Source organism: Burkholderia sp. Bp9004 (assembly GCF_003858025.1).
Classification (GTDB): Bacteria; Pseudomonadota; Gammaproteobacteria; order Burkholderiales; family Burkholderiaceae; genus Burkholderia; species Burkholderia diffusa.
This window is the reverse complement of record NZ_QTQD01000027.1, coordinates 36,955-61,438: the sequence shown is the minus strand read 5'-3', so window position 1 is coordinate 61,438 and position 24,484 is coordinate 36,955. Positions and strand designations below refer to the sequence as shown.

Genomic DNA, 24,484 nt, shown 5'->3' with positions numbered 1-24,484 from the left:
ACGCGGCGCACGCCGCACCGGTTCATCCCTGACGAGGCAAATCGATGAGTTATCCAGCGACATCCGCGCAGGCGCTGCCTGCGCAAGACGCCGCGCCGCAGGCGGGCGGCCTGCGGCGCAACTACCTGAGCCTGCCCGAACTGATTGCGCAGTCGATCGGGCTCGTCGGCGTGTCGGGCGGGATCGGCGTGCTGATCCCTGCCGTATTCGCGACTGCCGGTAACGGCACGTGGCTTGCATACGTGTTCGCCATCGTCGCGCTGCTGTTCTCGTCGTGGAGCATCTCGGTGTTCGCGCGGGATTCGGCGTCGCCGGGCGCGCTGTACGCATACGTGTCGGCCGGCATCGGACCGATCTGGGGCGCCATCTGCGGCTGGTCGCTGCTGATCGCCTATGCGGTGGCAGCAGCAGGCATCCTGCAGGGAACGATCAACACGTTTCTCGTGCTCGGCCGCGAAACGGGGATGCTGGGCAGCGCGACGCCGGTCGGCACGGTGCTGGGCCTCACGATCGTTACCGCGTTCGCCGCGTGGTATATCGCGTTTCGCGACATCCGGCTTTCCACGCGCTTCACGCTGCTCGTCGAACTCGCGACGTTGCTGTTGATCGCTGGCGTCGTGATCGCAACGATCGCGTTCGGCACGCATCCGGTCGATCGCGCACAGCTGACGCTCGAAGGCGTGAAGCCGACGCAGCTTCAGCTCGGGATGGTGCTCGCGTTCTTCAGCTTCACGGGTTTCGAGAGCGCGACCGTGCTCGGCGCCGAGGCGCGCGATCCGTTTCGCGCGATTCCGCGCGCGGTGCTGATCAGCGTGGTCGGGCCCGCGATCCTGTTCGTGATCGGCGCATACGGAATGGTGAGCGCATTCCACGGCCAGACGCCGCCGCTCGACCGCGTTGACGGCCCGCTCGCGGTGCTGGCGCATCGACTGGGGGCCGGGTGGATCGGCGTGCTGATCGACGCAGGGGTGGCGTTGAGCTTCTTCGCGGCGTTCTTCTCGTCGATCAATGCGGCGGCGCGGATCGTCTACACGTTCGGGCGGCAGGGTGTGCTGCATGCGTCGACCGGGCGTGCGCACGCGACGAATGCGACGCCGCACGTCGCAGTCGCGTTGATTGCGGCGCTGGCGCTGGCGACCGCGCTGGTGTTGACGGCGCGAGGCACGGCGCTGCTCGATTCGTACGGCTATCTCAGCTCGATCGCGACGTATGGCTGGCTGCTCGCCTACGTGCTGGTCGCGATCGGCGCGCCGCTTTATCTGCACCGGCAGCGCAAGCTTCGCGCGCGGCACGTGGCGATCAGCGTCGTTGCCGTCGTGCTGCTCGCGATTCCGCTCGCCGGCAGCGTGTATCCGGTGCCGGAAGGCGTCTACGCATGGCTGCCTTATGTGTTCGTCGCGCTGCTGGCGATCGGGCTCGGGTGGTTTCTGGTGCTGCGCGTCCGGTTTCCGGAACGGTTGCGCGAGCTGGAAGCCGAACTGCTGACGAAGTGAATGCGCTGCATCGACGGCGCGTTCAAAGCTTGATGTGCGTGACAGCCGGCAGTGTGGCGTCTGCTGGCCGATTTCATTTCAGACATACTCGCGGCCATTACGCCACACCCGCCATCTTCGATGCGTCGACAACCATCTGCACACCGAGGCCGCCGAGGATAAGACCCATCGCCCAGCGCTGCGCGAGCAGCAGCATCGGGCGCCCGTGCAGGAACTTCGCGATGCTGCTCGAGCAGATCGCCACCAGCCCGTTTGCCGACGCGAACGCGGCGATCAGCAGTGAACCGAGAAACAGCGACTGGCCGAACACACTACCTTGCCGGTAGTCGATGAATTGCGGTAGCAGCGACACGAACAGCATCGCGAGCTTCGGATTCAGCACGCTGGTCGTCGCGCCCATCGCCAGCAGCCGCAGCGGCTGCTCGTTCGGCAGTGTCCGCACCTCGAACGGCGAACGGCCGCCGGGCCTGACCGCCTGCCAAGCGAGGTACAGCAGGTAGGCCGCACCGATCGCGCCCAGCACGCTGCCCGCATAAGGCACGCTCATGAACAGCGTCGTGATACCGAACGCCGCGCCGAACATGTAGATCAGGTAACCGATCATCACGCCGGCCAGCGAAATGAGCCCGGCCGCGCGCCCTTGCGCGATCGAGCGCGACATCACGTAGACCATGTTCGGCCCCGGCGTGACCGCGAGCATGCCGCCGATGGCGAGAAATCCGTAGAGCGATCCGGACGTGTGCATGTTTTCCGCTTCCTGCAACGAGTGCTGACGGGATTCATTGTCCGACCGTGGAGATGAACAGTAAAACGGGATAAACTGAATCGATTGATCAGATTTTCTGAATGAAATGAAGAAGCTCGACCTCGATGTGCTGGCGATGGTGGTGGCAGTTGCGGAATCCGGATCGTTCGCGCAGGGCGCGCAGGCCGTGCATCGGTCGCCGTCGGCGGTGAGCATGCAGATCAAGGCGCTGGAAGATGCGCTCGGCAAGCCGCTCTTCATCCGCGATACGCGCAACGTGACGGCCACCGACGACGGCAGGACGCTCGCCGAATACGGGCGCCGGATGCTGGCGATGCGCGACGAGGCGTGGGCGTCGGTGGTGCGCCCGGAGATCCGCGGCCGCGTGACGATCGGCGTGCCGGACGACTACATCTCGTCGCTGCTGCCGCAGGTGCTCGGCAAATTCGCCGCGATGCACCCGCGCGTGGAAGTGCGCGTGATCGGCCAGCCGAGCAGCGCACTCGTGCCGATGCTGAAGGACAACACGGTCGACCTCGCGTGTCTCACGCGGATCAAGGGCGTGACCGGCGAGCTGATCCGGATGGAGCCGATCGTCTGGACCGGGTCGCCGAAACGGAACGTCTGGGAAGAGCGGCCGCTGCCGGTGGCCTTTTTCACGCACGGCGGCAGCATGGCGCGCGATCACGCGATCAAGGCGCTGAACCGGCAGCACATCCCGTTCCGGATGTCGTATGAAAGCCCGAGCTACCTCGGGCTGCTCAGCATGGTCGAGGCCGGGCTCGCTGTCGCGCCGCTGGCGCGTTGCTGCATTCCCGATCATCTCGTTCAGCTTTCGGAGGCCCACGGGCTGCCGCCGCTGGGGGAGCTCGAGGTCGTGCTGGCGCGCAGTGCGCAGTCCGCGCGTGCGCCGTGCGACTACCTCGCCGAGCAGATTCTCGACGAATGGCGCGCGTGACCGGCGATCATCGGATCGCGGCCTGACCCGCGGTGTTTCAGCACGATTTCAGCAACCATTCGCGGAACGCGACGAGCGACGGCAGCGTTTCGTTCCCCGGCGGATAGACGAGGTAATAGCTGCGCTGGCTGGTAATCGCGTCACCGATCGACACGAGCTCGTTGCGGCTCAGTTCGTCTTCCACCAGCACCTTCGGCACCAGCCCGATCCCCATCCCGGCCCGCACGGCCTGGATCAGGTGCGACGTCAGCTCGAAGCTCGGGCCGATACGCATCTGCCGATGGTCGAGCCGATAGTGCGAGAACCATTCGGCCCACGCCTGCTGGTTGCTCGTTACGCCCAGCAGCGTCTGCTGCGCGGCCCAGGCAGGCGTGCGTGCTTCGGCCTTGCGGCGCCTGCCCGCATCGGGGCTCGCGATCGCGATCAGGAACTCGTTGTACAGCCGATGCGCGTGCAGGCCGGGCCAGTCGTCCGCGCCGACGGTGATGGCTGCGTCGAGGTCGTCGTTGAGGAAATCGATCGCGCCGATCCGCGAATGAAGGTGCACGGTCACGCCCGGATGCGCGGCGTAGAAGTCGTGCAGGTGCGGCAGCAGCCATTTCGAGCCGAACGTCGGCAACGTCGCGAGCCGCAGCGTGCCGGCGCCGGCCTGGTGGGACATCGCCTGCAGCGTCGCGCCGCGGATGCGCCCCAGTGCGCCGCTCAGCTCGACGAAGTAGCGGCGCCCGACTTCGGTCAGCTTCACGGAACGGCCCTCGCGCCGGAACAGCGGCACGCCGAGTTGATCCTCGAGCGTCTGGACCTGCCGGCTGATCGCGCTCTGGCTCAGCGACAGTTCCTCGGCTGCACGCGTGTAGCTTTCGTGCCGCGCGGCTGCCTCGAACACGAGCAGCAGCGACATCGATGGGGTGAGGCGACGGTAATTCATGAGTTTTATGCAATATTCGCCGGATGAGAATTCGTTTGTTTCTCGCGGAATTTACAAAGATACTGGAATTCCCGGTCGCGTGGAAACTTGCTCAAAACTCATGTTTCCGAGCACGCGAGCACACCGGTTCGTCCACCTTGCGCTTTTACCCCATGTCGATCGCCCCGTTGCCCCGTCCCGCCAGCCCGCCCGCGAACGCGTACCGTGACTTTCTCGCCGCCCTCCAGGCGGCCGGATTCGCCGGGGAAATCCGCGCGGACCATGCGAACCGGACGGTTCAGGCCACCGACAACTCGATCTACCAGCGCCTGCCGCAAGCGGTGATCTGTCCCGCGCATGCGGACGACGTCCGGCTGGTGGCCCGGCTGCTCGCCGAGCCCGCGCACCGCGACGTCGCGGTGGCGGCGCGAGGCGGCGGCACGGGCACCAACGGGCAGTCGCTGACCGACGGTGTGGTCGTGGATCTGTCGCGCAACATGAACCGGATTCTGGAAATCAACGCGGACGAGCGCTGGGTGCGCGTGCAGGCGGGCGTCGTCAAGGACCAGCTGAACGCCGCGCTGAAGCCGCATGGCCTCTTTTTCGCGCCCGAGCTGTCGACGTCGAACCGTGCGACGGTCGGCGGGATGATCAACACCGACGCGAGCGGGCAGGGCAGCTGCACGTACGGCAAGACACGCGACCACGTGCTCGCGCTCGACTTCGTGCTGATGGGCGGCGAGCACTTGCACAGCGACGCGCTCGCGGACGACGAACTGGAGCGCCGCTGCGCGCGGCAGGACCGCATCGGCAAGGTCTATCGCACCGCGCGCCGCATCAGCGATGACAAGGCCGCGCTGATCGAAGCGAAATTTCCGAAGCTCAATCGCTGCCTGACCGGCTATGACCTCGCGCACCTGCGCGAACCGGACGGCCGCTTCAACCTGAACAGCGTGCTGTGCGGCGCCGAAGGCTCGCTCGGCTTCGTCGTCGAGGCGAAGCTGAACGTGCTGCCGATCCCGAAGTATTCGGTGCTGGTCAACGTGCGCTACGCCGCTTTCATGGACGCGCTGCGCGATGCGCGTGCGCTGCTCGAACTCAAGCCGTTGTCGATCGAGACGGTCGACTCGAAGGTGCTGATGCTCGCGATGAAGGATTTCGTGTGGAGCAGCGTGGCCGAGTATTTTCCGCAGGACGACGCGCGTCAGACGCTCGGCATCAACCTGATCGAATTCAGCGGCGACGATGTCGACGACGTCGATGCGCGCGTGCGTGCATTCGTCGAGCATTTGCGCACCGACACGAGCGTCGAGCGGCTGGGGCACACGCTCGCGACTGGCGACGATGCGGTGAAGCGCGTGTACGCGATGCGCAAGCGCGCGGTCGGCCTGCTCGGCAATGTGCAGGGCGAGGCGCGTCCGCAACCGTTCGTCGAGGACACTGCGGTGCCGCCCGAGAATCTCGCCGCGTATATCGCCGAATTCCGCGCGCTGCTCGACGGCCACGGGCTGCAGTACGGGATGTTCGGTCACGTCGACGCGGGCGTGCTGCACGTGCGCCCGGCGCTGGACATGAAGGACCCGCGGCAGGCCGCGCTGGTGCGGCCGGTGTCGGACGCGGTGGCCGAACTCACGCGGCGGCACGGTGGCCTGTTATGGGGCGAACACGGCAAGGGCGTGCGCTCCGAATATGCGCCGGCGTTCTTCGGCGAGCTGTATCCGTCGCTGCAGCAGCTGAAGGCCGCGTTCGATCCGCACAACCAGTTCAACCCGGGCAAGATCGCGACGCCGCCGGACAACAGGCTGCGGCTGCTGAAGATCGACGAAGTGCCGACGCGCGGCGACCATGACCGGCAGATCGACGAGCGCGTGTGGCAGAGCTACGGCACGGCGATGCACTGCAACGGCAACGGCGCGTGCTACAACTTCGATCCGGACGACGCGATGTGCCCGTCGTGGAAGGTGACGCGCGAACGCGTGCAGTCGCCGAAGGGGCGCGCGTCGTTGATGCGCGAATGGTTGCGTCTGCAAGGACAGGCCGGCATCGACGTCGTCGCGGCGGCGCGTGCGCGGCAGCCGTTCATGCGTGGCCTCGTTGCCCGCTGGCGCAACAGCCGCGCCGCGCGCAGCGGGGAAGCCGACTTCTCGCACGAGGTGTACGACGCGATGGCCGGCTGTCTCGCGTGCAAGTCGTGTGCGGGGCAGTGCCCGGTCAAGGTCAACGTGCCCGAGTTTCGCTCGCGTTTTCTCGAGCTGTATCACCAGCGCTACCTGCGGCCGCTGCGCGACTACCTGATCGGCTCGCTCGAATTCACGATGCCGTGGATGGCGCGCGTGCCCGCGCTGTACAACGGCCTGATGCGCGCCGGCTGGGTGCGCAGGCTGCTCGAGCGGCACCTCGGTATGGTCGACAGCCCGCTCCTGAGCCGCTTCGACCTCGCGGCCGTGATCCGGCAGTGGAACGTGCGGCCGGCCGATCCGCGGGCGCTCGCCGCGCTGAGCGATGCGCAGCGCGCGCGCAGCGTCGTGATCGTGCAGGACACGTTCACGCGCTATTTCGATACCGAGCAACTGGCGACGCTGATCGAGCTGGCGGCGCGCGTCGGCTTTCAGGTGTGGCTCGCGCCGCTCGCGCCGAACGGCAAGGCGCTGCACGTGCAGGGCTTCCTTCGCGCGTTCGAGCAGGCGGCGATTCGCAACGCGACTCAACTGGCCGCGCTCGCGCGCTCGGGTGTCGCGCTGGTCGGCCTCGATCCGGCGATGACGCTCACGTATCGCCAGGAATACCTGAAGGTGACGGGGCTCGCCGACGTGCCGAAGGTTGCGCTGCCGCAGGAGTGGCTGCTGCACGCGCTGCCGGAGGCAGCGGCGGGCGCGGGTTCGGACAGCGTATCGGCACCGTATCGGCTGCTGCCGCATTGCACCGAGAAGACCAACGCGCCGGACAGCGGCAAGCAGTGGGCACAGGTGTTCGCGCGTCGCGGGCTGCGCCTGGCGGTTCAGGCGGCCGGCTGCTGCGGGATGTCGGGGACCTACGGGCACGAGGCGCGCAACCTGCAGACGTCGCAGGCGATCTATGCGCAATCGTGGGCCGCGCATGTCAATGCGCCGGAAGAGGAGGGCGAAGCGCTGGCGACCGGGTATTCGTGCCGCAGCCAGGTGAAGCGCATGTCCGCGCGGCAGGTGCGTCATCCGCTGCAGGCGCTGCTCGATCACGTGCGTGCGGCGGTGTGACGGGCGGGCCGCGCGTGTGGCGCGGCAGCAGGCGTGAAGGTATCGGGCGCGCGCCGGATCGAACGACACGTGCGATGCCGCGACTGACGCCCGTCCCGGCTCACGAGCCGGCTTTCGCGGTCTTCCGCACGCGCGGCTTGCGCGCTGCCGGAAACGCACCGACGCCGCGCGGCCGTTTAGGCTCGATACCCGTTTTACCGATGACGTGCCGGAAATCGATCTCGTGCGCGGCGAGCGCGCCGATCAGGGTCGCGATGACCGCGAGGTGGGACGGGACGGTGCCCTTGCTCGAATAGTTCGTGATGGAACTTTCGTTCATCCGGATCAGGCGGGCGAATTCCCGAGCCGTCAACTGCGCTTTCTTCAACTCCTGTTGAAATTCCGCATACGCCATTGCACACATGTCGCTTCATCTCCGCAAAACTTGAATCGGCACCGCACGGCGCCGGCGCCGACGGATGGCGTTCCCGTCGTGCCGGCGTCGCGGGGCGTTACATCTTCACCTGGTCGAGGAAGGTCTTCTTGCCGCTCTTGTAGCCGTAGATCGAGATGATCCCGTGCGTCAGGTCGCCCTTCGCGTCGAACGTCGTCGTGCCGATCACGCCGTCATACTTCGTCGACGGCATCGCCGCGAGGATCTTCGCCGGGTCCGTCGAGTTCGCGCGCTTCATCGCGTCAACCGCGATGTAGACCGCGTCGTACGCGAACGGCGCATCGAACTTGATACCCTGGTTGAAGCGCTTCTGATACTTGGCGAGGAACGCCGCGCCGCCCGGCATCTTCTCGAGCGCGGCGCCGGCCTGCGAGCACAGCACGTTGTCTGCCGCCGGGCCGGCCAGTTCGGCGAGCGAGTCGGTGCACACGCCGTCGCCGGACAGGATCTTCGCGCGCAGGCCGAGCTGCTTCGCCTGCTTCGCGAGCGGGCCGCCGGTGGCGTCCATGCCGCCGTACATGATCGCGTCCGGGTTCTCGCCCTTGACCTTCGTCAGAATCGCGCGGAAGTCGACCGCCTTGTCGTTGGTCGCGTCGTGCGACAGCACCTTCAGGCCGAGCGCTTTCGCCTTCTTCTCGAACTCGTTTGCGAGACCCTGGCCATAGGCGGTCGAATCGTCGATCACCGCCACGCTCTTCACGCCCTTCGACTGCGCGTAGCTCGCGAGCGCCGGGCCCTGCTGCGCGTCGGTCGCGACGACGCGGTAGGTCGTCTTGAAGCCTTGCTGCGTATAGGTGGGGTTCGTGGCCGACGGCGAGATCTGCACGATGCCCGCGTCGCTGTAGATCTTCGACGCCGGGATCGACGTGCCCGAGTTCAGGTGGCCGATGACGGCGACGACCTTGTCGTCGACGAGCTTCTGCGCGACCTGGGTGGCCTGGCGCGGGTCGGCCGCGTCATCCTGTGCGTCGAGCTGCAGCGTGACCTTCTTGCCACCGATCGTCAGCCCCTTCGCGTTGATTTCCTCGACCGCGAGGCGCGCGCCGTTCTCGTTGTCCTTGCCGAGGTGCGAGATGCCGCCCGTCGTCGGTTCCACGCTGCCGATCTTCACGACCTGGTCGGCCATCGCGCCCGACGCGGCCGCGAACGCGGCGGCGGCCAGTGCGACGGTGATCAGGGGTTTGCAGCGCATGCCGACAGTGCTTCGTTCCATCTGCCATCTCCGAATTGAATGTCTTTCTACTGACGTCTCGACCGGCCGGCTGCGGGCCGGGGCGATCGGACGAGTCTCCGTACCCATCATGGGCTTCGCTTGCATGCCGCCCGGGCGAGCGACTGCCCCGCGCCTGACGCCATGCAATTCGTATGAATATATCCGAAGCCGATTTTGCGCGCTGCGGCGAATCGCGTAGTGGGCGGCGTGGTAGGGTTCGGCGCCCGGACTGCCAGGGTGCCGGATGCCGGAAATCGTGCGCCGCAGCGAGCCAAAGGCTGCGATTCGCTGTCGATGGCCTTACGACGGTATCCATTATTCGGCCGGTCGCAGGGGCGAAGCCATGGACACTGATGTGCGGTCAGTCGGGAACTGTTCGGTCGATTTGTCTGCACAGTTTGGACGCTCGCTATCGCGCAGCCGGGTTCATGGAAAAGCTTCCTCGAGTGCAACTAACGGTCAAGCCTACCGGCGTCGACGAATTGGCGCAGGCCGACGGCCCGGACATTGCACTCGGCTTCGCAGATGCCGGAGTTCGCCTGGGCCTGCCCGCTTCCGGCTCGACGGACAGGTGAGGTTACGCGTTGCGATCGCGACCCTGCGACCGCCCGCGCAAGGCGACCAGGATCACGCCTGCAATCGCCAGCAGGCCGCCGCATACCGTCTCGATGCCGGGCCGCTCGCCCGTCAGCATCATCGACAGGGCTGTCGCGACCGCTGGCGTAAGATAGAGAAAGTTGGCGGCGCGCGCCGCACCGAAGTAGCCGAGTGCGAAGGTCCAGGTCGCGTAACCGAGTGCCGCGGGAAATACGCCGAGGATCAATACCGCCAGCGTCGTGTCGTGCGACGCGCCGCCGAGCGAGTCGAGCGCGCCGGGCAACCAGGGCGTGAGCAGCAGCGCACCGGCCAGCAGCGTGTACGCGGCGCAGGGCAGCGCGCCGTATACGGGAATCAGCCGCCGCTGCAATACGAAATAGCTCGCCGAACACAGGGCCGCACCGAGAATCAGCGTGCTCCCCGAGCCGAGGACAAGCCCGCCCGGCTGCCCGTGCGCAATTACGCCGATGCCGGCGAGGCTGACCAGCGAACCGAGCCATCCCCACCGATTGAATCGTTCGCCGAGAAACATCGCGGCAAGCAGCGCGGTGAAGATCGGCAGCGTGTTCACGATGAAACTCGCCGCGCCGGCCGATACGGTTTGCTCGCCGGTATTGAGCAGTGCGTTATAGAGTGCGATGCCGAGGAAACCGCAGGCCAGGAAGCGCAACGCATCGCGTTTCGTGGGCCTTGGAGGCCGTCGCCACGCAAGCCACGCGATCACGAGCAACGCGGCGGTAGCAAAGCGCGCCGCCGCGAGTTGCAGGGGCGCCAGGCCGTGCAGGCCGATCCGGATGAACGGGAATGCGGAGGCCCACGACATGATCGTGAACGCGACCGCGCCTGCCGCGACGAGCGGTTGTCGCGCGCCGCGCGACGACGGTGAGGAAAGGGTATTCATGCGGCAATGGTGCGATGTCGCGAGATGTTAAGCTAGCGCACAGATCAACATCCAGATATGACCATGACTCACAGCTCGGTTCGGCGGCGAGCCGCGAGTCCGGCGCGCGCAAGTCAGGTGACGGATGCGCTGCCGCTTGCCGCGCCGGCACCTGGCCCGCGGCCGCCGCTCGCCAGCCTGGAGACCGTGTGTACGGTTGCGCGTCAGGGTTCGTTCCTGGCGGCCGCCGACGTCTCCGGCGTGACGCACGGCGCGATCAGCCGGCGGGTGGCCGCCGTGGAAAACTGGCTGGGCATGGCACTGTTCGAACGTCATGCACGCGGCGTGCGCCTGACGCCGGACGGGCAGCGCTTCGTCGGGCGGATCGAACAGGCGTTTGCGATCATCGACAGCGCGGCCGATCAGTGGCGCTCGCCGCGTACACCGCGACTGGTCAGGATGAGTGTGGTGCCGGCATTCGCGCAGCTCTGGCTGCTCGAGCGGCAGCAGGCGCTCGAGAGCGAGGCACCCGCGTTGCGCATCGAACTCGGCATCGAGCTTCGCAACGTCGATATCGCCGGCGGCGAAGCGGATCTGTCGATCCGGTATGGGCGCGGCAACTGGCGTCAGCTCGAAACCCGCGCGTTCATGCCGGAACGGCTTTATCCGGTCGCGCATCCGCGGCTCGCCGCGCAACTGGCAAAGATGCGCCGCCGGCGCGGTGATGCCGCGCTGCTCGAGATGCCGCTGCTGCACGATTCCGACGTGACCGGATGGCGCACCTGGTTCGAGTCGCTGGGCATTCCGTTCAAGCCGCGGGTGCTGGATCGCCGTTTCGAGGATTACAACCTGGTGCTGGCGGCAGCCGAAGCCGGGCTCGGCGTGGCGCTGGCGCGAACGCCGCTCGCGGACGCATATCTGAAGCGCAGCGCGCTCGTTCGGGTGAGCCGTCGTGAGGTCGATTCGCCGCTCCGTTATCACTTCGTGCATGCGAAGGGGGAGAATCGGCCGGAGGTGCTCGCGTTGATGGAGCGGATGCGGGCGGCGCTGGGGGAACAGAGTTAGGTTGTGTGGGCGTGGGGGCCTGCTTCGGCGGCGCGCCCGAGGCCTGTGCGTGGATACATACAGATGGGCCGCGGGATCGTCGACAATGCGACCGCGGAAAATGATGAGGTTGGAGAGATGAACGTAAATCGAGTAATTTTGCAGTCGTTCGGATGCACCGGAGGTACACGATGAACAGACCAGACAAGTCGTCGAAAGCGCGTGCTGCGCTCGATCAGTTGTTCTCGGGCATTGCGCCGGCGGATGCGAAGAGCGCGTCACGCCCGGGCAATCCGTTCGATGCGGCGGGGGACGATGTGTCTACCGACGCCGACGGCCGGGTGGAAGTGACGCTATCGACCAGAATCCAGTTGCGCGGCTATCCGGGTGCGGACGCGTTCATGAAGCGCATGGCCGAAGCGTGGGGCCTCGAGTGGGGGACGTACGATAGCGTTCAGGCCATCGCGAAGCTGCCTGCCGGATGGCGATCGCGCCGGCTTCCGGAAGTCACGCAGATCGTCGACGGACACGACGTGCTGCGCGCGGAGAGCAGCCTGCAGGGCGGCGAGATGTCGTATCTGAAAGTGAACCCGCGGTACTACATCGACGCCCGCAAGGGGTTCGGCTGGGGCAAGTCATCGAAGGCGTCCGACGATCCGGATCTCGATGGCCCCGACTGGAACTGCTTCGTGATCGATCGGGAAAAGTCCATCGAAGTGCACGAATTGACGACCTCGTCGCTGAAGGCCGATATGGACAATGCCCGCGCGACGTTGCTGAAATGGCTTGACGAGAACTATCCCAAGCATCGCGATCCGTTTGCGTACTGGACGGACTGCGAAGGGGCGTCGTAACGTTGCGTGGCGGGCCGGGTCGGTATCGCACGCACGCGTTGCCCGATCGTAGTCGCAGCGGATGGGCCGCACGCCGCGTCGATGCAACCGCCGGTCGCCATGGGGGCGCCAATTGAAACAAGCCAGTCCGGTCCCGATTCTCTGGGCGGCGTTTGGCGCGGCGGCCGCGTCGACCGTCATCGAGCTGCTGCTCTGGTCGATCGCCGGCGATGATGCCATCCGGAACCTGTTTCGCGACGCGCGCCTGACGGCAGCCATCGTGTTGGGGCGCAGCGTGCTCGGAACGTCCACTAGCTTCGACCCGATCGTCATGGGTGTCGCGACACTCGTGCATGCCGCGCTCTCGCTTGCCTATGCGGCCGTGCTGGCGATGGTGGTGCGGAACATGTCGCTCGGGGCGGCGCTTCTCGCAGGCGGCGTGTTCGGACTCATCCTGTACGGCGTCAACCTTCACGCCTTCACGGCGATCTTTCCGTGGTTCATCGCGGTTCGCGGCGCGATCACGCTGGTGGCCCATCTGGTATTCGGGGTCACGGCAGCGGCTGTCTACCACGTCGTCAAACGCCCGGTTTGACGCTCACCGCGGCAACGATTGCCGACGGTTCCCGCTTCCTTCATTCGCATCCCGACCCCTGGAATAATCGGGCGTGCCGCTTCGTTCTGCTGTCAGGAGACCCGATACGAAGCGGCGGCCCGTTACCGCCGCGCGATGAATCTTGCGCAAGCAAACCGGCGTGCCGGGCGCCGCCAGTGACACCGGTGGTGGTGTGGTCGGGGGCAACAATGCGGGAGCCGATCATGTGCACCATGTTTCGATTCGGAATAGGCATCGTCTGTCTTTGCCTTTCCGCGCCTGTCCTTGCGCAAATGGACGACGAATTGCCGGACTACGGCACAAACTGCCGCGCGGTCGTCGCGCACGCGAACATCGACGGCACGGAACAGCAAATCGTGGGGCGAGCGTGCCTGCAACGCGATGGCACATGGCAGATCGTGCAAAGCGACGACGGCAGCGTGCTGTGGTACCCGGTGGCGGCCTATCCGTATCCCGACCCGTGGTACTGGGGGCCGCCGCTTTTCATCGGCGCGGGCGTGAGCTTCATCTTCGTCGATCGGTTCCGTCATTTCCACCACTTCGATCACTTCAACCGGATGGATCATCGCCACTTCGGCATGCCGATGGGGTCGGGCTTTCACCGCGGCCCGTTCATCGGCGGCGGGGGCCACGGGTTCGGCGGCATGCATTCATTCGGTGGCATGAGCGGGGGTGGCGGATTGCGGCGGCATTAGGCCGGCGTTTCGACGTACGGCAACCGCGTCGCCCGGTTCGAACGCCAGGTCGATCTGAACGTCTCGAGTGGGAACGCGACAGCGTAAACGGCGCAGGCGCGCACCATGGTGCGCGCCTGCGTGGTTCGCGCGATGCGATGTCGCGATCAGAACTTGTGGCGAATCCCGACGACCGCGAGTTCTTGCGTATCGGTGCCGGAGTTCACGCCGTACGAGCCGACCGACGCGGCGGCCTTCACGGTCGCACCGCTCGCGTTGAGCGTATTGCCGCTCGCCTTCTGATAGCCGAACAGCGCATACAGGTCGGTGCGCTTCGACAGCGCGTAGTCCGCGCCGAGGTTCACCTGGTTGTAGTGCGCGGAAGCCGGGCCCGTCAGCGACGTGTAGTTGTAGCCGACGCCCGCGCGCAGCGCCGGCGAGAACTGCCAGTTGAAGAACGCCGAGCCGTTGTTGAACTTCGCGTTCTGCGTGAAGGCCGACAGCGTGTCCGCGCCGTATTGCGTGTTCGAATATGCGAGGCCGAAGGTTGCCGGCCCGGCCACGTACTGGCCGGCCACGCGCACGATCTGGATCGACTTCGCGCTCGAGAAACCCTGGTTGATCACGGTGTTGAACAGCGTGTCCGAGCTGCTCGACCACGTGCGCACGCCGTTCGCGACCGTCGAGCCGCCGTTCGCGTAGAAGAAGCCGGCGCCGAGCGACAGCGGACCGTTCGCGTAGCTCGCGCCGAAGCTGTACGTGCGGCCGTTGCCGGTGGCGCCCGCGACGCCGCCGAAGCCGTACAGCGCCTCAAACTGGAAGCCCGAGATCAGCGGGCTCGTGTATTTCACCGAGTTGCTGACGCGCAGGCTGTTGTCGTAGTTGTCGAGGTCGCCCGGCGTCGAGAATACGCCGCCGAAGTAGTTGTCCTGCGTGAGGCCCTGCACGAGATCGACGACCGGATCGTACTGGCGGCCGAGCGTCACGGTGCCGTACGTGCTGCTCGCGAGGCCGACGACGGCCTTGCGGCCGAATTCGCGCTGGCCCTGGCCGAGCGCGCCGGTGCCGATGTTGAAGCCGTTCTCGAGCTGGAACAGCGCGGACAGACCGCTGCCGAGATCCTCGATGCCGCGCAGCCCCCAGCGGCTGCCCGACAGGTTGCCGCTGCTGAACTTGATGAGGCTCGACGCGTTGCCGCCGCTCGCGTTCTGCGCGTTGTGCACGTATGCGATGCCCGCGTCGGCGATGCCGTAAAGCGTGACGCTGCTTTGCGCGTGCGCGCCTGCGGAGCAGAGCGCGGCCGGCAGCGCGAACAGTGCGAATGAGCGGATTCGTTTCATGGTCGGATTCCCCCGTTGGTCGATTTGTCTGACGAGTTGGTGAACGATACGGACAGCGCATCGTCAAGGGAACCAACAAATTTTCGAATCGTTATGAGGCGCGGTGGTGTATCGCCGTATCGTTGCGCGTGCAACCTGTTAAACGGGCGCGGCATCGGGCATCCGCGCGCGCGTGGCGAACGCCTGATGCGTTGGCGTGCGTTACTGCTCCGCGCCCTCCGCCTCCGCTGTTTCGCCGAGAAACCCGCCGCTCTGGTGCGCCCACAGCACCGCATAGATGCCGCCCGCCTGAAGCAGTTGCTGGTGCGTGCCTTCCTCGACGATACGCCCTTCGTCGAGCACGATCAGCCGGTCCATCGCCGCGATCGTCGACAGCCGGTGTGCAATCGCGATCACCGTCTTGCCGCTCATCAGGCCGTCGAGGCTGCGCTGGATCGCGATCTCGACTTCGGAGTCGAGCGCGCTGGTCGCTTCGTCGAGCACGAGGATCGGCGCGTCCTTGAGCATCACGCGCGCGATCGCGACGCGCTGCCGCTGGCCGCCCGACAGTTTCACGCCGCGCTCGCCGACCTCGACGTCATAGCCGCTGCGCCCGTGCCGGTCGCGCAGCCGCTCGATGAAGTCGGACGCTTCCGCGCGCACGGCCGCGTCGTGCATCTCGCGCTCGGTCGCGTCGGGGCGACCATACAGGATGTTCTCGCGCATCGTCCGGTGCAGCAGTGACGTATCCTGCGTGACCATCCCGATCGCGGCGCGCAGGCTGTCCTGCGTCACGTGCGCGATGTCCTGCCCGTCGATCCGGATAGCGCCGCCGTCCACGTCGTAGAAGCGCAGCAGCAGGTTCACGAGCGTCGACTTGCCGGCGCCCGAGCGGCCGATCAGGCCGATCCGCTCGCCCGGCCGGATCGTCAGGTTCAGCCCGTCGAATACCGCGCGCTCGTTGTCCTCGTGCGCGAAGCGCACGTTGTCGAACACGATGCCGCCGCGTTGCACGACGAGCGCCTTCGCGTCGGGTGCGTCGACCACGCTGCGCACCTTCGTCAGCGTGTTGATGCCGTCCTGGATCGTGCCGACGTTCTCGAACAGCTCGGTCATCTCCCACATGATCCAGTGCGAATAGCTCGACAGGCGCAGCGCCATCGCGATCACGGCCGCGACGACGCCCGCGCTCGCTTCGCCATGCATCCACAGATACAACGCGAGGCCGGTCGAGCCGACCAGCAGCAGCGTCGACAGCAGGTGATTGACGATCTCGAACGCGCTGACGAGCCGCATCTGCGCGTCGCCGGTCGCCTTGAACGCCTCCATCGCTCGGCGCGCGTGGTCAGCTTCCCGCCGCGTGTGCGAGAACAGCTTCACGGTCGTGATGTTCGAATACGCATCGGTGATGCGGCCCGTCATCAGCGCGCGTGCGTCGGCCTGCCGGCTGCCGACGGCACCCAGGCGCGGCACGAAATACGCGCAGGCCGCGCCGTAGCCGAGCGCCCACAGCGCGAGCGGAATCATCAGCCGCCAGTCGAAGCTCGCCGCGAGCGCGAGGATGCCGATCAGGTACGCTGCGACGCCGATCACGACGTCGACCGACATGAACAGCGCATCGCGCACGGCAAGCGCGGTCTGCATGATCTTGGTCGTCACGCGGCCGGCGAACTCGTTCGCATAGAACGACAGGCTCTGGTCGAGCATCAGCCGGTGAAACAGCCAGCGCAGCCGCATCGGGAAGTTGATCGCGAGCACCTGGTGCTTGACCATCGTATGCAGCGCGATCAGCAATGCGCTGCTGGCAAGGATCGCCGCGAAGCCAGCGAGCGTGCCGAAGTGTCGGCCGCCGAATTCCGCCGGTGTCGCGGACGACAGCCAGTCGACCACGCGCCCCATCATCGCGAACAGCGCGGCTTCGTACGCGGCCAGCGCGGCCGAAGTCAGCGCGATCAGCAGGATCCAGCCCCGCGCGCCTTTCGTGCACGCCCAGACGAACGAGAAGAATCCCCTCGGCGGCGTGACGGGATCTTCGAGCGGGAAAGTCGGCAGGCGCCGTTCGAACCACGAATACATCAACTGTTCTCCTTATTCGGTCCGGCGAAGTGGACGGACCCGTGATGCAGGTGCCGGATGCGACGAGATATCGGGGCGCTGGCGCGCACATTCGACCAACCGACGATTGCGTCGTGGTCGCGTCGCCTGGCTGCGAGTGTCGCATTGATTCGATTGGGCCGCAGGCCGGTTGTAAGCAGCCGCGGCTGGGCGGGGCGGGTGTGACCGCGCCCGGGGTTTCGAGGCTTTACGATTCCACCCCATAAAAAGTCCTTGACTATCTATCTATGAGTAGATAACGTTCGATCCATGGAAACGAAACCGACCGTCCGTGAACAGATTCTCGACCACGCGATCACGCTGATGATGCTGCGCGGTTACAACGGCTTCAGCTATCGAGACCTGTCCGACCTGGTGGGCGTGAAAACGTCGAGCATCCACTACTACTTCCCGTCGAAGGACGACCTCGTGCTGGAAGCGGTGGCGGCCTACAGCGACGAAGTCCTCGCGGCCATGCGGGCGATCGATCCGGCGCTGCCGGCCGACGTGAAGCTGAGCCTGTACACGAAACTGTTCGGCCGGACGCTCGGCGACGGCAACCAGATTTGCCTGTGCGGGATGCTCGCGGCCGACATCGAATCGTTGCCGGAGAACGTGCGGCAGGCCGTGCAGGCGTTTTTCAAGGCCAACGAGAACTGGCTTGCGGAATTGCTGGCGCAGGGCGCGAAGGAACGTACGCTGCAGTTCAGCGGCAAGCCCGAAACGGCGGCGCGCACGTTGTACGCGGCGTTCCAGGGCAGCGTGCTGGGCAGTCGGCTGTTTCACACCAGGGCGCGTCTCGAGGATGTCGAGGCCGTCTGGAAAGTCCGGTCCTGACGGGCGGGGCGAGCAGTCAGGCGGTTCGCCGCCTTTTGTCGGCTTTTGCCGTCTATCTTTTGGTAGATAGATTATCGGAGCAGGTGGATCGACCGCCTGCATTTTTTGGGGATGTTTATCTATCTATGAGTAGATAAACAAACGTGATGCCGGCAGCAAGGCTTTCGGTACGCGGTCCCCGGGTTGGAAGGCTGTTTCACTCACTGGTTGAAAAGGAGTCTGTCATGTCGATCGAAAAAGTGCTGTACCGCGCCCATGCAAAAGCCACCGGCGGCCGCGACGGCCGTGCCACGGTGCCCGAAAGCGGGCTGGACCTGAAGCTGACCACGCCGCGCGAACTTGGCGGCGCGGGCGGCGCAGGCGCGAATCCCGAGCAACTGTTCGCGGCCGGCTATAGCGCGTGCTTCATCGGCGCGATGAAGTTCGTCGCGGCCCGCGACAAGATCGCGATCCCCGCGGACGCCGCCATCGAAGGCAGCGTTGGTATCGGCGCGATCCCGAACGGCTTCGGCATCGAAGTCGAACTGAAGATTTCGTTGCCGGGCCTCGATCGCGAGACCGCGCAAACGCTGATCGACCGCGCGCACATCGTCTGCCCGTACTCGAACGCGACGCGCGGCAACATCGATGTCACGCTCACGCTCGCCTGATCAATCGCACTACGAACCGTTTATCGTCATTCATCGGGTTGAACCCAGGAGTTTCATCATGAAGATCGTCAAGCCGCTGCTGGTCGCCGCCGCTGTTGCAGCCACGTTGTCCATCGCGTCCACCGCATTTGCCGCCGGCGCCGAAGCCGCTCGGCCCGATGTGGCGACGAGCGGGTTCCTCGCCGCGCTGAACGGCCAGAAGGGCCCCGGACTCGAAACGTTGAGCCCCGCGAAGGCACGCCAGGTGCTCGTCGACGCGCAGAACGGCGCGAAGGTCGACCTGTCAGGCGTCGACGTGTCGAACCGCACGATCGAGCAGGACGGCTTGTCGGTGCCGATCACGATCGTTCGCCCGCAGGGCGCGACGGGCACGCTGCCGGTGTTCATGTTCTTCCACGGCGGCGGCTGGATTCTCGGCGACTTCCCGACGCATGAACGCCTCGTGCGCGATCTCGTCGTGCAATCGGGCGCCGTCGCGGTGTTCGTGAACTACACGCCGTCGCCGGAAGCGCATTACCCGGTCGCGATCAATCAGGCGTACGCGGCGACGAAGTGGGTGGCCGCGCACGGCGCGGAGATCGGTGTCGACGGCAGCCGCCTCGCGGTGGTCGGCAACAGCGTCGGCGGGAACATGGCGGCCGTGGTGTCGCTGATGGCGAAGGACAAGGGCGGCCCCGCGATCCGCTTCCAGGGCCTGATGTGGCCCGTCACGGACCACAACTTCAATACGGGCTCATACAACGCGTATCAGCAGGGTCACTTCCTGACGCGGCCGATGATGAAGTGGTTCTGGGACGCCTACACGAAGAACGAAGCGCAACGCAACGACATCTACGCGTCGCCGCTGCGCGCGAGCACCGCGCAGTTGAAGGGCCTGCCGCCCGCGCTGATCCAGGTCGCGCAGTTCGACGTGCTGCGCGACGAAGGCGAAGCGTACGGTCGCAAGCTCGATGTGGCCGGTGTCGATGCGACGACCACGCGTTACGACGGCACGATCCATGATTTCGGTCTGTTGAACGCGCTGGCAGCGGATGCACCGACGAAGGCCGCGACGAAGGCGCTCGCGAATGAAATCGCGACGCGGCTGAAGTAACGCGGCGGGTGGCATTCGAATGCGTTTGAATGCGAACGACGAAACGGCGGGCTCATGCCCGCCGTTTTTGCATGCGGTCGACGGACGCGGTGAAAGGCGGCACCACGGGCGTCCGGACCGGCGCTATCGCTCCTTCGTCTTGCCCGGTTCCGCCCGATCTCTTGCCTGATCCAACCAGATTGAAACGGTCGAAGCGGGATCGTGCGATCGCACCGTCGCGGCTGGTTGCGAGCATTGTTGATACGATCGCGCGTATCGTCCACGTCGGCGCGGCACGCCGCCGGCAAATCGGTCGCGCGGCCGCCCGGTATCGCGACCACCTTCGGGAGAGCGGTTCATGCTGCAGGCGTTCGCGGTCTTGCTGACCTTCCAGTGTCTCGGGGAAGGGGTGTCCTATCTGTTCGGCCTGCCGGTGCCGGGCCCGGTGATCGGCATGTTGCTGCTGTTCGGCTTCGTGATGCTGCGCCCGCAGGTCGCCGACGCGATCGAGCCGACCGCGCTCGAGCTGCTGCGCCATCTGTCGCTGCTGTTCGTGCCGGCCGGCGTCGGCATCATGGTGTCGGCCGACCGCGTGCGCGGCGACGCGGTTGCGGTCGTCGTCGCGCTGGCGGTGAGCACGACGCTCGCGATCGCGGTGACGGCGCTCGTCACGCGTGCGCTGCTGCGGCGCCAGCGCCGCACGGGCGGTACTGCGGAGGGCACGCAATGACGGCCTTCCCGAAACTCGGCGCGATCTGGGTGTATCTCGCCGCGAGCCCGCTGCTGGGCCTGACCATCACGCTGGTCGCGTATCTGTTCGCACAGGCCGTCTATGCACGCGCGCGCTTCAACCCGCTCGCGAACCCGGTGCTGATCGCGGTCGCGCTGCTCGTCGTGCTGCTGACGATCACGCACACGCCGTATCCGACGTATTTCGAGGGCGCCCAGTTCGTCCACTTCCTGCTCGGCCCGGCGACCGTTGCGCTGGCGCTGCCGCTGTATCGCCAGTGGGCGAAGCTGCGGCGCAGCGCGGTGCCGCTGCTCGTCGGGCTGCTGGCGGGCTCGCTGACCGCGATCGTGTCGGCGGTCGGCATCGCCGCGCTGTTTGGCGCGTCGCACCAGACGATCGCGTCGCTTGCGCCGAAATCCGCGACCACGCCGATCGCGATGGCCGTCGCGCAGGAAATCGGCGGGATTCCGTCGCTGACCGCCGTGCTGGTGATCTCGACCGGAATTTTCGGCGCCGTGTGCGCCCGCGCGATCCTGAACGCGCTGCGCATCGAGGAGCCGGCGGTGCGCGGTTTCGCGCTCGGCGTCGCGTCGCACGGGATCGGCACCGCGCGCGCGTTCCAGGTCAGCGAGGAGGCCGGCGCGTTCGCGGGCCTCGGGATGGGGCTGAACGGCGTGCTGACCGCATTCGTCGTGCCGATCCTGCTGCCGGTGCTGTCGCGCTGGATCTGAGCGGCGGCTGGTGCTGGCCGCGCGCGATGCTATCGGTTTCCCTGATGGCACGTGCGCCGCGCCGTCTGGCCGGGCGCCTGCCGCGCATGTATCGTTGCCGTTATCAGGAGAATTCAGGAACCGGCACGGACATTTGCGCAGCGATCGGCTAACGTTGCATCGGCGCCGTGGTCGCACGCCGACGTCCGTCGCGTGCGTGCCGGCGTTCGACCCACAACCGACAATCGACAAGGAGATCCGGCCATGACGAAGTCTCGCGTGGTTTCGGTGGCAGTGGCAGTAACGGCGTCGTTCGGTCTGCTGTTGACCGCCGCGCCGGCGGCATACGCGCAGGATCCGGCGTCCGCACCGACGCAGAAGCAGCTCGACAAGGCGCAGAAGAAGGCAGCCCGCAAGGCGGCCCGCGCGCGCCACGCGAAGGACCTGAAGGCGATCGGCACGGGCACCGGCTACCGGCTGACCAACGATCAGAGCAACTATCCGCAGAACGCGGTCGAGAAGGCGCCCGCGACGAAGGCGGCGCCCGCTGCTCCTGCCGCGCCGGCATCGGGCCAGTAACGGCCGGCGTTCGCGCGACGGAAAACGGCGCCGGGTCGACCGGCGCCGTTCGTTTTCGTGCGCGCCGTGGTCCCGGGGTTTTCCGGGACGGACGGCACCCGCGTTACGACGCGAGTTTCGCGGCGAGTTCCGCGACGTGCTTGCCCTGGTAGCGCGCGATGTCGAGTTCGTTCGCGCTCGGCTGGCGGCTGCCGTCCGCGCCCGCGAGCGTGGTCGCGCCGTACGGCGTGCCGCCTGTGATTTCGTTCATGTTGACGAGCCCGCTGCACGCATAGGGCACGCCCACGATCACCATCCCGTGGTGCAGCAGCGTCGTGTGGAACGACGTGATGGTCGTTTCCTGGCCGCCGTGCTGCGTGCCGGTCGATGCGAACACGCTGCCGATCTTGCCGACGAGCGCACCCTTCATCCACAGGCCGCCGGTCTGGTCGAGGAACGTGCGCATCTGGCCGGCCATGTTGCCGAAGCGGGTCGGCGTGCCGAAGATGATCGCGTCGTAGCCCGTGAGTTCGTCCACGGTGGCGACGGGCGCGGCCTGGTCGACCTTGACGCCGATCGCCTTCGCCTGGTCGACGGGAATGGTTTCAGGCACGCGCTTGAGCGTGACCTCGACGCCGGGCACCGATTTCGCGCCTTCCGCGACGTGCTGCGCCATCGTTTCGATGTGCCCGTAGGACGAGTAGTAGAGAACGAGTACCTTGGCCATGTTGCGAATCTCCGATTAAGAAGGCCCCGCGTTCAGCGGGGCCCGATGTTCCGAACGGGCGTCATGCCCACTCGGCCGTCACTTCGACCGGACGCAGGTCGAATACCAGCACTTCGGCATCCTTGCCGTCCGCGAACGTCAGCACCTGCTCGTCGCGGATACGTGCGCCGTCGCCTTCGCCGAGCGTCACGCCGTTGACCGTCACGCTGCCGCGTGCGACATGCACGTAGGCGAAGCGGTCCGGTGCGAGTTCGAGCGTTGCGCGTTCGTCACCGTCGAACAGGCCCGCGTAGATGCGCGTGTCCTGGCGGATCTTCAGCGAACCGCCGTTACCGTCGGGCGACACGATCGGCGTGAGCTTGCCGCGCTTGTCCTCTGCCGCGACGTTCGTCTGCTGATAGCGCGGCTCGGCACCTTTCTCGGCCGGCCCGACCCAGATCTGCAGGAAGTGGACGGGCGTCTCGTGCGAGTGGTTGAACTCGCTGTGACGCACGCCGGTACCCGCGCTCATCAGCTGGACATCGCCCGGCACGATCACCGACCCGGTGCCCATCGAATCCTTGTGCTCCAGCGCGCCATCGAGCACGTACGACAGGATTTCCATGTCGCGGTGCGGGTGCGTGCCGAAGCCGCGGCCCGGCGCGACGCGGTCGTCGTTGATCACCAGCAGGTCGGAGAAGCCGACTTGCTTCGGATCGTAGTAATTCGCGAAAGAAAACGTGTGACGGGAGCTGAGCCAGCCATGCTCGGCACGGCCACGTTGGTTTGCTGCACGAGTCTCGATCATGATTTTTTCCTGGATGTCGCCGGACCTCGGAAGTGGGGCCGGCCGTTCGTTGAGATGAATCTTAGGTCAATCGATTTGACAAATAAATGGCTGTAGAGATAATGACTGTCACTTTGGAGTGGACAATATGGAACTCAACGACCTGAGGATCTTCGTTGCGACTGTCGATGCGGGCAGCTTCACGGCGGCGGCCGATCAACTCATGCTGTCCAAGCAGTTCGTGAGCCGGCGCACGATGGCGCTCGAGGCAGCGCTCGGCGTGCGCTTGCTGCATCGCAATACGCGCAATCTCGCGGTCACGGAATCGGGGCAGGAGTTCTATGCGCGCGCGCAGCGGATCCTCGCCGAGGTCGCCGACGCCGAGCAGGCGATGTCGGTGCGCAGCACCGAGTTGCACGGCTCGCTGAAGATCAGCGCGCCGCTGTCGTTCGGGATCACGCACGTGTCGCCGCTGATCGCCGAATTCCTGTCCGCGCATCCGGCCGTGCGGCTCAACGTCGACCTGACCGACCGGCGTGTCGACCTGATCGGCGAGGGCTTCGATCTCGTGCTGCGGATCGGCGCGCTCGAGGATTCGACGCTGATCGCGCGCCCGCTCGGCGCGTGGGAGATGATCGCGTGCGCGAGCCCCGCTTACCTGAAGCGGCAGGGCACGCCCGCGACGCCGGCCGACCTCGCCGGCCACACATGTCTGATGTATGGACGCGAGCGGCGCGTCGGCTGGGAATTCCGGGTCGACGGCGCGGCGCGCACGTTCGACGTGCAGGGGCCGCTCGTCGCGAACAACGGCGAAGTCGTGCGCGACGCGGCGATCGCGGGGCTCGGCATCGCGCTGCTGCCGCATTTCATCGTCGGCGCGGCGCTCGACAGCGGCGCGCTCGTGCCGGTGCTCGACGCGTATGCGCCGTCGCCGATCACGCTGAACGCGGTGTTTCCACAACACCGGGAAGGGTTCGTCACGCTGCGCACGTTCATCGGGTTTCTGGCGGAGCGGTTGGGCGGGCGCGGGTAGCGGGCGCGCGGTATGCGTTGGATGGCGTTTTTTTGACCCGACGAAGGAGACGTTGCGCGCGCGGTGGAAGTCGCGACGGCTTTCGTCGAGCGGCATGGCGAGTGGCGTGAGCTCGTCGGCGGCCGCCATGCGGGCCCGTGCGTCGAGCGCGGTGATGGTCTCGTTTCGGCGCTCGTGTGCCGGTTTCGGATGGTTTTCCATTCGCTCGCGCGCGGTGCCGCGCGACGATTGATCGGCGGCGCGCATTCGCGTTAGGCTTCGCCGGGGGCGACGGCCGGCAGTGCATGCCGGGCCGGGTGTTTTTACCGCGAATCGCATCGAGCACGTAGCTTCTACTCACCGCCATTCACGACGAGTCCAGT

24 protein-coding genes are annotated in these 24,484 nt (G+C 66.4%); 15 read left to right on the top strand and 9 right to left on the bottom strand.

Features of this window, described 5'->3' with window-relative positions; translation table 11 throughout:
• Positions 1 to 44 precede the first annotated feature (44 nt).
• Positions 45 to 1,493 carry an APC family permease gene (locus DIE08_RS25670; protein WP_124904263.1) on the top strand — a complete coding sequence of 483 codons (1,449 nt, stop codon included), beginning with the start codon at positions 45 to 47 and terminating at the stop codon, positions 1,491 to 1,493.
• A gap of 97 nt (positions 1,494 to 1,590) precedes the next feature.
• On the opposite strand, the gene DIE08_RS25665 is transcribed toward DIE08_RS25670, so the two are convergent.
• Positions 1,591 to 2,238 carry a LysE family translocator gene (locus DIE08_RS25665; RefSeq protein ID WP_124904261.1) on the bottom strand — a complete coding sequence of 216 codons (648 nt, stop codon included), beginning with the start codon at positions 2,236 to 2,238 and terminating at the stop codon, positions 1,591 to 1,593.
• Between the two features lie 106 nt (positions 2,239 to 2,344).
• Here DIE08_RS25665 and DIE08_RS25660 point away from each other — a divergent pair, with 106 nt between their 5' ends.
• The gene (locus DIE08_RS25660; protein ID WP_124629304.1) at positions 2,345 to 3,196 is read left to right on the top strand and encodes a LysR substrate-binding domain-containing protein; all 852 of its coding nucleotides are present in this window, start codon (positions 2,345 to 2,347) and stop codon (positions 3,194 to 3,196) included.
• A 37-nt stretch (positions 3,197 to 3,233) separates the two neighbouring features.
• Here DIE08_RS25660 and DIE08_RS25655 read toward each other — a convergent pair whose 3' ends face one another.
• Positions 3,234 to 4,124, bottom strand: a complete 891-nt coding sequence (locus DIE08_RS25655; protein WP_124629306.1) for a LysR substrate-binding domain-containing protein — start codon at positions 4,122 to 4,124, stop codon at positions 3,234 to 3,236.
• A gap of 152 nt (positions 4,125 to 4,276) precedes the next feature.
• Between DIE08_RS25655 and DIE08_RS25650 the strand changes: the two genes are divergently transcribed.
• Entirely contained in the window at positions 4,277 to 7,336 is a 3,060-nt protein-coding gene (locus DIE08_RS25650; RefSeq protein ID WP_124904259.1) for an FAD-binding and (Fe-S)-binding domain-containing protein, read from the top strand.
• 100 nt (positions 7,337 to 7,436) lie between these two features.
• Here DIE08_RS25650 and DIE08_RS25645 read toward each other — a convergent pair whose 3' ends face one another.
• Both DIE08_RS25645 and DIE08_RS25640 read right to left on the bottom strand, forming a co-directional pair.
• Entirely contained in the window at positions 7,437 to 7,739 is a 303-nt protein-coding gene (locus DIE08_RS25645) for a hypothetical protein (protein ID WP_059509270.1), read from the bottom strand.
• A gap of 88 nt (positions 7,740 to 7,827) precedes the next feature.
• Positions 7,828 to 8,982 (bottom strand): branched-chain amino acid ABC transporter substrate-binding protein, encoded by a 1,155-nt coding sequence (locus DIE08_RS25640; RefSeq protein ID WP_124904257.1) that lies wholly within the window; start codon positions 8,980 to 8,982, stop codon positions 7,828 to 7,830.
• A 428-nt stretch (positions 8,983 to 9,410) separates the two neighbouring features.
• On the opposite strand from DIE08_RS25640, the gene DIE08_RS35735 reads away from it, so the two are divergent.
• The gene (locus DIE08_RS35735; protein ID WP_185715894.1) at positions 9,411 to 9,557 is read left to right on the top strand and encodes a hypothetical protein; all 147 of its coding nucleotides are present in this window, start codon (positions 9,411 to 9,413) and stop codon (positions 9,555 to 9,557) included.
• A 2-nt stretch (positions 9,558 to 9,559) separates the two neighbouring features.
• Here the strand turns inward: DIE08_RS35735 and DIE08_RS25635 are convergent, their stop codons facing one another.
• Positions 9,560 to 10,480 carry a DMT family transporter gene (locus DIE08_RS25635; protein ID WP_124904255.1) on the bottom strand — a complete coding sequence of 307 codons (921 nt, stop codon included), beginning with the start codon at positions 10,478 to 10,480 and terminating at the stop codon, positions 9,560 to 9,562.
• Positions 10,481 to 10,537: 57 nt separating this feature from the next.
• Between DIE08_RS25635 and DIE08_RS25630 the strand changes: the two genes are divergently transcribed.
• The 4 genes from DIE08_RS25630 to DIE08_RS25615 all read left to right on the top strand — a co-directional run bounded on the left by DIE08_RS25630 (position 10,538) and on the right by DIE08_RS25615 (position 13,647).
• Complete coding sequence (locus DIE08_RS25630; protein ID WP_124904253.1) at positions 10,538 to 11,524, top strand: LysR substrate-binding domain-containing protein; 987 nt, start codon at positions 10,538 to 10,540, stop codon at positions 11,522 to 11,524.
• A 170-nt stretch (positions 11,525 to 11,694) separates the two neighbouring features.
• Entirely contained in the window at positions 11,695 to 12,357 is a 663-nt protein-coding gene (locus tag DIE08_RS25625) for a hypothetical protein (RefSeq protein ID WP_059600726.1), read from the top strand.
• A gap of 112 nt (positions 12,358 to 12,469) precedes the next feature.
• Positions 12,470 to 12,931: a sodium:proline symporter gene (locus DIE08_RS25620; RefSeq protein WP_124904251.1), complete on the top strand. Its 462-nt coding sequence runs from the start codon at positions 12,470 to 12,472 to the stop codon at positions 12,929 to 12,931.
• Positions 12,932 to 13,155: 224 nt separating this feature from the next.
• Complete coding sequence (locus DIE08_RS25615) at positions 13,156 to 13,647, top strand: hypothetical protein (protein WP_124904325.1); 492 nt, start codon at positions 13,156 to 13,158, stop codon at positions 13,645 to 13,647.
• Positions 13,648 to 13,793: 146 nt separating this feature from the next.
• Here DIE08_RS25615 and DIE08_RS25610 read toward each other — a convergent pair whose 3' ends face one another.
• Together DIE08_RS25610 and DIE08_RS25605 are read right to left on the bottom strand one after the other, a co-directional pair.
• On the bottom strand, positions 13,794 to 14,966 hold the full coding sequence (locus DIE08_RS25610) for a porin (protein ID WP_124904249.1): 1,173 nt from the start codon (positions 14,964 to 14,966) through the stop codon (positions 13,794 to 13,796).
• 201 nt (positions 14,967 to 15,167) lie between these two features.
• The gene (locus DIE08_RS25605) at positions 15,168 to 17,021 is read right to left on the bottom strand and encodes an ABC transporter ATP-binding protein (protein ID WP_124904247.1); all 1,854 of its coding nucleotides are present in this window, start codon (positions 17,019 to 17,021) and stop codon (positions 15,168 to 15,170) included.
• Positions 17,022 to 17,309: 288 nt separating this feature from the next.
• Here DIE08_RS25605 and DIE08_RS25600 point away from each other — a divergent pair, with 288 nt between their 5' ends.
• From DIE08_RS25600 to DIE08_RS25575, 6 genes are all read left to right on the top strand, one after another.
• Complete coding sequence (locus tag DIE08_RS25600) at positions 17,310 to 17,876, top strand: TetR/AcrR family transcriptional regulator (protein WP_124904245.1); 567 nt, start codon at positions 17,310 to 17,312, stop codon at positions 17,874 to 17,876.
• A 224-nt stretch (positions 17,877 to 18,100) separates the two neighbouring features.
• A complete protein-coding gene (locus DIE08_RS25595; protein WP_059449252.1) occupies positions 18,101 to 18,526 on the top strand; it encodes an organic hydroperoxide resistance protein in 426 nt (141 codons plus the stop codon).
• Between the two features lie 58 nt (positions 18,527 to 18,584).
• Complete coding sequence (locus DIE08_RS25590) at positions 18,585 to 19,619, top strand: alpha/beta hydrolase (RefSeq protein WP_124904243.1); 1,035 nt, start codon at positions 18,585 to 18,587, stop codon at positions 19,617 to 19,619.
• A gap of 337 nt (positions 19,620 to 19,956) precedes the next feature.
• Entirely contained in the window at positions 19,957 to 20,328 is a 372-nt protein-coding gene (locus tag DIE08_RS25585) for a CidA/LrgA family protein (RefSeq protein ID WP_059600713.1), read from the top strand.
• Positions 20,325 to 21,059 carry an LrgB family protein gene (locus DIE08_RS25580; RefSeq protein WP_124904241.1) on the top strand — a complete coding sequence of 245 codons (735 nt, stop codon included), beginning with the start codon at positions 20,325 to 20,327 and terminating at the stop codon, positions 21,057 to 21,059. The genes DIE08_RS25585 and DIE08_RS25580 overlap by 4 nt, the downstream gene beginning before the upstream one ends.
• A gap of 243 nt (positions 21,060 to 21,302) precedes the next feature.
• Positions 21,303 to 21,617 carry a hypothetical protein gene (locus DIE08_RS25575; protein ID WP_124904239.1) on the top strand — a complete coding sequence of 105 codons (315 nt, stop codon included), beginning with the start codon at positions 21,303 to 21,305 and terminating at the stop codon, positions 21,615 to 21,617.
• Between the two features lie 103 nt (positions 21,618 to 21,720).
• Here the strand turns inward: DIE08_RS25575 and wrbA are convergent, their stop codons facing one another.
• Together wrbA and DIE08_RS25565 are read right to left on the bottom strand one after the other, a co-directional pair.
• The gene (gene wrbA / locus DIE08_RS25570; RefSeq protein ID WP_124904237.1) at positions 21,721 to 22,323 is read right to left on the bottom strand and encodes an NAD(P)H:quinone oxidoreductase; all 603 of its coding nucleotides are present in this window, start codon (positions 22,321 to 22,323) and stop codon (positions 21,721 to 21,723) included.
• A gap of 61 nt (positions 22,324 to 22,384) precedes the next feature.
• A complete protein-coding gene (locus DIE08_RS25565; RefSeq protein WP_059600702.1) occupies positions 22,385 to 23,110 on the bottom strand; it encodes a pirin family protein in 726 nt (241 codons plus the stop codon).
• A gap of 127 nt (positions 23,111 to 23,237) precedes the next feature.
• Here DIE08_RS25565 and DIE08_RS25560 point away from each other — a divergent pair, with 127 nt between their 5' ends.
• Positions 23,238 to 24,122, top strand: coding sequence for a LysR family transcriptional regulator (locus DIE08_RS25560; protein WP_124904235.1), 885 nt, complete (start codon positions 23,238 to 23,240; stop codon positions 24,120 to 24,122).
• Positions 24,123 to 24,484 lie beyond the last annotated feature (362 nt).